Consider the following 5,833-nt stretch of genomic DNA (forward strand, 5'->3'; position numbering starts at 1 on the left):
CGACGTCACTCTGCGTTAGGCTATCTCAGCCCGCTGGAGTATGAGCAACGGTTTGCGTAATAACCTGTCTACTTTTGATGGGGAAGACCAATTTTCAGAGAGATCTAATTTTGCGTCATATTCTTATTTCGATAGCGATAATTTTCTTGACTGCCTGCGCAGCTGCATTAGTTCCTTACACCAGCGATCCAAATCAAAAGTTGTCCGATGCTTATTGGCTCTTTGACACTAAACAAAGAGCATTACCTGCGCAAAAGCTCATTTTGGAATCAATTGAAATATTTGAAGAAGAAAGTAACCAATCAGGGCTCGCAAAAGCGTACGTCGCTTATGCTATTTTCCTAAGGTCTTACGCTGTCGACAGGTATGAGGAACATTACAAAGAGACTGGTTTCAATAATGGGAAAATAGCTTTTAATGATCGATATAATGCTTCTATAGAGTATTTAGAAAAATCTGTTTCCATATATCAAGAAAAACAGGAGTTTGATAATTTAACAAACACCTATTTACATATGGGATTTACATACCTTACAGATAACAATGTTGCTAAAGGTTGTGAGATGTTCTTGAAAAGTTTAGAAATGAACAAAGTTTTCATAACAAAGAATCCTGCCGCCAAGCTGAATTTAGGTGGATATAACTCGTATCAAGAATACATTGATAACAAAATGAAGCAGGCAAAATGTCCCGCGTAATGAAAATATAACAAGCCAAGTCAACGGGATAATTTTAAGCTGGCTCCCGTCGCTTCGCTCTTAATTTTAGCCAGCTTAAAAGCTGCCCCTGCTTGGGGCGTTAACTGTATAGGCAATCATGGATGTTTGACTCAATTCGTAAGAAGATTGAAGAGCAAAACAAAGACAATAACCCCAAGAATATGTCTTTAGATTTCAAGCTCATGTTTGTATATCACATTGCAATGATGATTTTGTTTGGTACTCGCATAATTGATAACGCCGCCGCTCAAGCTTTATTTGCATTGGCGTTGTTTGTGGTTTTGATATTAATTTCAGCTGTGCATAAATTTCGAGCCCAATGGCAATGGCCTGGTATTGGCTTGCTTGGCCTTCCGTCAGCTATACTAGGCGTTGCCTTTGTATACGCATTTCTTGCTTTTGCGGCGTACACAATTAATCCTGATTTCTCTTTTCCAGATCTCCAAAATATTAACTATATTGATTTTATTGAAGAGTCGTGGTCTGTAATTATTGCCACCGCATCGGTTCCTGCAATTACACCATGGTATCTTGCTGGTATTGGCATTGGGATTTTTAATTTACTATCAAGCTTAAAAATAGCTACTACTAAGAAATCAGAGTTTGTAGCTCAGTGCAAAAACAGTTAACAAGCGGCTGCACCGAATAAATACTCTAACGTGTTTTTGTCCATAGCTGTGCTTGTAGGAAGCTCACTGAAGCACCTATGCCCCAAAATAAGTTAGAAAATTTTGCTCAAAGGGCTAACAACACCGTTTGCGCCTTGCTGTAAAACATGAGTATAAATCTGAGTGGTTTTAACGTCTGAATGACCCAGTTGACTTTGGACTGTGCGAATGTCTGCTCCTGATTGCAAAAGATGAGTCGCGAACGAGTGTCTAAACGTATGTGGTGTAATTAACTTTGTAATCCCCGACTGTTTTAAAGCAGCCTTCACCGCCTTCCTGACACAAGTTGGATGAAAATGATGTCGACGAATTTCTCCCGTTTTTGGATCGCCGCTTAATTTATAGGATGGAAATAGATACTGCCAAGCCAACGACTTGTTCGCAGATGGATATTTCTTTGCTAACCCATTCGGCATCCAAACGCCGGCATATTGTTCATTTTTTAAGTCAAGTTGTAGATATTCATCCACTTGCATAATTTGATTTCTTAACAATGGAATAAGCTCATTTGCAAGTGTTACAATTCGATGTTTATTGCCTTTTCCATTCCAGACTTGAATACATTTATAGTCAAAATCAATGTCTTTCACTCTGAGCTGCACCGCCTCCATTACCCTTAAACCGCTTCCGTACATTAATCCCGCAATTATGTAATAGCGCTTTTTCATAAACGACAATATTTCTTTGACTTCTTCTGGTGTCATTACGACTGGCAATTTGGGTTGTCTATTGCTTTTGACAAATTTTAAGTCCAACGACAATTCTTCTTTTACTATGTGTTTGTACAAAAACGCTAATGCATTTAATGCGGCCATTTGCGTTCTAGGCGACATATTTCTCTTTAAAATTAAGTGGTCTAAAAACTCAACCACTTCGTTATCACCCATAGTAGTGGGATGTCTTTTATTATGAAAATGTATGAAATTAGATATCCAACTAAGGTAAGCGTTAACCGTTCTCAGTGAATACTGTCGAGTCAACATGTAGTCTGCGATGTAATTTAAATAAGGCGAGCGAGTTTTCATTTTCATTCCTTTGAAAATATGTAAATACTGTATATTAAAACAGTTATAGCGTAATCGCTCACATAGTCAAGAAAACGACCCAATCGCGTGCTTTTGTCGCAAGATGAAAACGAGCAATAGCTATTTTTAATAATATTGGCAATAAGTTAACTAGTCTGTTAAAAATATATCATTCAGAAAAGTGAGCGGTAGCGTAGTAGAAAAACGCGCGATTCGCTCGCTATAAACATGTTAGCAGCCCAATGGAGATCGTGGCATTTGAGACACCTTTCGATTGCATTATTTAGCCTTCTCGCTTTTGGGTGTTCCGCAGAATCTGAATTCACTCAAACTGACTGTGAATACTTAAACGAAGACTATTTGATAGTCAGCTTTTCTAGCGACTCAGCAAGTAGAACACTCTCCATTGGAAACTCAGCTTTGACATTTAAAGGTACAACTTTAAAAGATATGAAGTGGTTAGCGGAGTATTCTGATATTCAATCGGTCTCGTTTGAGAATGAAGTAGTGTTAAAAATCACTTTGAAATCAGGCTTTGCTAAAAATATTGGCGAAGTAAGCGATAGTTGTAAGGTTTTGATCAATAAACACTTTGAAGAAAGAGGCGTCGTTTGGTAGCGTATTGAGCTGCTAACAAGCAACTAAAGCGGGACTGCTAACGCTTGGCTCAGTTTCGCTACGCTACACAAGTTTAGCCAAGCATTATCAGCCCCTTAGTGGGGCGTTATACATCAAGGAAGGTTATGCGTATTTTTCTAGCATTATTATTTTTATTAAGCTTAAAAGCCTTTGCATGTGATGAAGAAGTTAAAGAGTTTTTTCCTTTCTCAGTAGAAATCATTGAAAAAGATGATCCGAGCCAACAGCTGAAGGTTTATGAGATATTGTCGCCAATACAGAAAGGCGATACTTTTCTAAGTAGCATTACTGCAAAATTAGATGGTGAATTTGAATTAGCCTTAGACATACACGAAGACTTCAGTTATATCGGTGACTATTACCGCTCTTACCTTAGCGTTGCTAATAAACACGTAGACAATATCGAGATTATTATGTCTTACAATACTACCAAGAGAGATAGATCGAACATGATCTTTTGTGCTAATTGGAAAGTGTATAAATTAACTGAACTTCTTACATTCGAGCCTGCGGAGGCCGCTCCGCCACCACCTCCAAGAGCCCCGGACAAGGTAAGTGGCAATTGATGTATAACAAGTTACTCAAAAGGACTAAAACGCTTGGCTTGCGCTCCTTCGTCGCTAATTTTAGCCAAGCATTTATACGCCCATTAGTAAGGCGTTATATGCACATGAAGGTTTGGTGTCTATGAAAATGTATAGAAGGCTTTTGAAAGCATTCTTATTTGGCATATTAGGATACTCAAGTGGCATGTTTGGAATTTCATATCGAAGTAGTGAGCAGTTCATTTTAGCTCAGAAACGTTGTTTAAATGGCATCTTAGAGTCTTGCCTATCAGATAGTGATAAAGCTACTCTATTAGCTAATTGGTCACCTTATAATTTGTACTATTTATTTATCGCAATCATCAGCATTGTATTACTAATATTGTTAGATGATATATTGAAATTTGTGGTTTGCGCATATAACAAGCTGTTGAATAGTGGACAAAATTCCGTTGGCTGACTTCGCTCTGCTCAAAATTATAGTCAACTAAATTTTGCCCATTAACAGGGCGTTGTACGGATTAGATGGATGTCACGTAACTTCGTATCTACACTAGCTCGCAGCCTCACATGGGCTTGTTTTCTTATTGTCTCTATCATTACAGCTGGTTTGAGCCTCGCGCCCGAGTCTGAGCGTGATCTTGTTGGTCAGTTTCAAGCAGCAGTTTTCTTTTCCTGCATTCCGGTGGTAGCTGTAGCCGAGTTTCATATCCAGCGTTTCGAACTAAACCGAGGGCTAGCATCTGTTGGTTTGTTCTTCGCCCTATTATTGCTGGTGCCTACTTATTACGCAGTTTCAGTCATGGCAGCACACTCCGAGACCTCAACTGGTTGGTTGTTATTGGCAGGGTGGGCTTTTACATTCGTTGGAGTTATTTCGCTGTTTGCACACTCACGGATAGAGTGGTACCTCGTTGCAGGTTTTGGGGCTTTTTTTCTTTCAGGTTGCATACTATTGCTCGTACTCAGCCTATGGTTTTGGCCTCAGTTCTACTACGGGTATATCAAGCCAGAGGGACATTTACAGTGGACACCATGGTTTATGGCTGCCTTGGGGCTAGTTGTTTGGTTTGCATTATTTTTACTTAATGGCCGCTTTAAAAAAGCCATACAACAAGTCGCTCAAGCGGATCTGGCCTAGTCGGCCGACCCCTTAGCTAAACGTTATACATCAAGGAAGGTTATGCGTATTTTTCTAGCATTATTATTTTTATTAAGCTTAAAAGCCTTTGCATGTGATGAAGAAGTTAAAGAGTTTTTTCCTTTCTCAGTAGAAATCATTGAAAAAGATGATCCGAGCCAACAGCTGAAGGTTTATGAGATATTGTCGCCAATACAGAAAGGCGATACTTTTCTAAGTAGCATTACTGCAAAATTAGATGGTGAATTTGAATTAGCCTTAGACATACACGAAGACTTCAGTTATATCGGTGACTATTACCGCTCTTACCTTAGCGTTGCTAATAAACACGTAGACAATATCGAGATTATTATGTCTTACAATACTACCAAGAGAGATAGATCGAACATGATCTTTTGTGCTAATTGGAAAGTGTATAAATTAACTGAACTTCTTACATTCGAGCCTGCGGAGGCCGCTCCGCCACCACCTCCAAGAGCCCCGGACAAGGTAAGTGGCAATTGATGTATAACAAGTTACTCAAAAGGACTAAAACGCTTGGCTTGCGCTCCTTCGTCGCTAATTTTAGCCAAGCATTTATACGCCCATTAGTAAGGCGTTATACGCCAAGGAGGCTAAATTGAAATACCTAGCAGTAATTGTACTTATTGCATCAACTACTTTCAGTGCGCACGCGAACTACACTAAAGAGCAGCTTGATGAGTTCAAAGATTCAATCAAACAAGGCTGTATTGAGAGAGGTAAGGTACGAAAAGATGAAAATGCGGTTTCCTTTTGTAACTGCATGGACAATATATTGCGGACTAATTTGACAGATAATCATTTTGAAGAAATGGCTACATTAGCTTTAACAGGAAAGGATCCTTTTCAGGTACCGTCTTTAAAGGCACTGATGCCCCAAATTGCCATGTGTAAAAAAGATGTTGGCGCATAACAAGCCGCTGAAAATAGCCAGCGCAGCTGGCGGGACAATTACCCGCGAGGCGGCTAATCGCCCCTTAGCGGAGCGTTATGTAGAGGACTTACCCAAAAAAAGTAGACACCTTCTATAGTTAGAAAAAGAGGTGTCTCATGACTAAAAAGAAAAGAACCCAGG

Annotated in this window: 8 protein-coding genes; 7 read left to right on the forward strand and 1 reads right to left on the reverse strand. The window is 39.4% G+C overall.

Going from position 1 to position 5,833, the window contains the following annotated elements; genetic code table 11:
- Positions 1 to 110 precede the first annotated feature (110 nt).
- Both C2M34_RS06435 and C2M34_RS06440 read left to right on the forward strand, forming a co-directional pair.
- Positions 111 to 698 (forward strand): hypothetical protein, encoded by a 588-nt coding sequence (locus C2M34_RS06435; RefSeq protein WP_158681399.1) that lies wholly within the window; start codon positions 111 to 113, stop codon positions 696 to 698.
- A 122-nt stretch (positions 699 to 820) separates the two neighbouring features.
- Entirely contained in the window at positions 821 to 1,348 is a 528-nt protein-coding gene (locus tag C2M34_RS06440) for a hypothetical protein (RefSeq protein ID WP_105258354.1), read from the forward strand.
- A 92-nt stretch (positions 1,349 to 1,440) separates the two neighbouring features.
- On the opposite strand, the gene C2M34_RS06445 is transcribed toward C2M34_RS06440, so the two are convergent.
- Positions 1,441 to 2,412, reverse strand: coding sequence for an integron integrase (locus C2M34_RS06445; RefSeq protein ID WP_105258355.1), 972 nt, complete (start codon positions 2,410 to 2,412; stop codon positions 1,441 to 1,443).
- 228 nt (positions 2,413 to 2,640) lie between these two features.
- On the opposite strand from C2M34_RS06445, the gene C2M34_RS15705 reads away from it, so the two are divergent.
- The 5 genes from C2M34_RS15705 to C2M34_RS06465 all read left to right on the forward strand — a co-directional run bounded on the left by C2M34_RS15705 (position 2,641) and on the right by C2M34_RS06465 (position 5,671).
- Positions 2,641 to 3,030, forward strand: a complete 390-nt coding sequence (locus tag C2M34_RS15705; RefSeq protein WP_158681400.1) for a hypothetical protein — start codon at positions 2,641 to 2,643, stop codon at positions 3,028 to 3,030.
- Positions 3,031 to 3,155: 125 nt separating this feature from the next.
- Positions 3,156 to 3,617: a hypothetical protein gene (locus C2M34_RS06450; RefSeq protein ID WP_105258356.1), complete on the forward strand. Its 462-nt coding sequence runs from the start codon at positions 3,156 to 3,158 to the stop codon at positions 3,615 to 3,617.
- 508 nt (positions 3,618 to 4,125) lie between these two features.
- Positions 4,126 to 4,737 carry a hypothetical protein gene (locus C2M34_RS06455; protein ID WP_105258357.1) on the forward strand — a complete coding sequence of 204 codons (612 nt, stop codon included), beginning with the start codon at positions 4,126 to 4,128 and terminating at the stop codon, positions 4,735 to 4,737.
- Positions 4,738 to 4,779: 42 nt separating this feature from the next.
- Entirely contained in the window at positions 4,780 to 5,241 is a 462-nt protein-coding gene (locus C2M34_RS06460; RefSeq protein WP_105258356.1) for a hypothetical protein, read from the forward strand.
- A 115-nt stretch (positions 5,242 to 5,356) separates the two neighbouring features.
- Positions 5,357 to 5,671 (forward strand): hypothetical protein, encoded by a 315-nt coding sequence (locus C2M34_RS06465; protein WP_105258358.1) that lies wholly within the window; start codon positions 5,357 to 5,359, stop codon positions 5,669 to 5,671.
- The last annotated feature ends 162 nt before the right edge of the window (positions 5,672 to 5,833 follow it).

This window comes from Pseudoalteromonas sp. T1lg88 (genome assembly GCF_002964765.1).
Classification (GTDB): domain Bacteria; phylum Pseudomonadota; class Gammaproteobacteria; order Enterobacterales; family Alteromonadaceae; genus Pseudoalteromonas.

Excerpts from the sequence above, each read along its gene's own strand:
- C2M34_RS06445 (WP_105258355.1), bottom strand. The coding sequence starts at position 2,412 with ATGAAAACTCGCTCGCCTTATTTAAATTACATCGCAGACTACATGTTG.
- C2M34_RS06460 (WP_105258356.1), top strand. The coding sequence starts at position 4,780 with ATGCGTATTTTTCTAGCATTATTATTTTTATTAAGCTTAAAAGCCTTT.
- C2M34_RS15705 (WP_158681400.1), top strand. The coding sequence starts at position 2,641 with ATGTTAGCAGCCCAATGGAGATCGTGGCATTTGAGACACCTTTCGATT.
- C2M34_RS06440 (WP_105258354.1), top strand. The coding sequence starts at position 821 with ATGTTTGACTCAATTCGTAAGAAGATTGAAGAGCAAAACAAAGACAAT.
- C2M34_RS06455 (WP_105258357.1), top strand. The coding sequence starts at position 4,126 with ATGTCACGTAACTTCGTATCTACACTAGCTCGCAGCCTCACATGGGCT.
- C2M34_RS06450 (WP_105258356.1), top strand. The coding sequence starts at position 3,156 with ATGCGTATTTTTCTAGCATTATTATTTTTATTAAGCTTAAAAGCCTTT.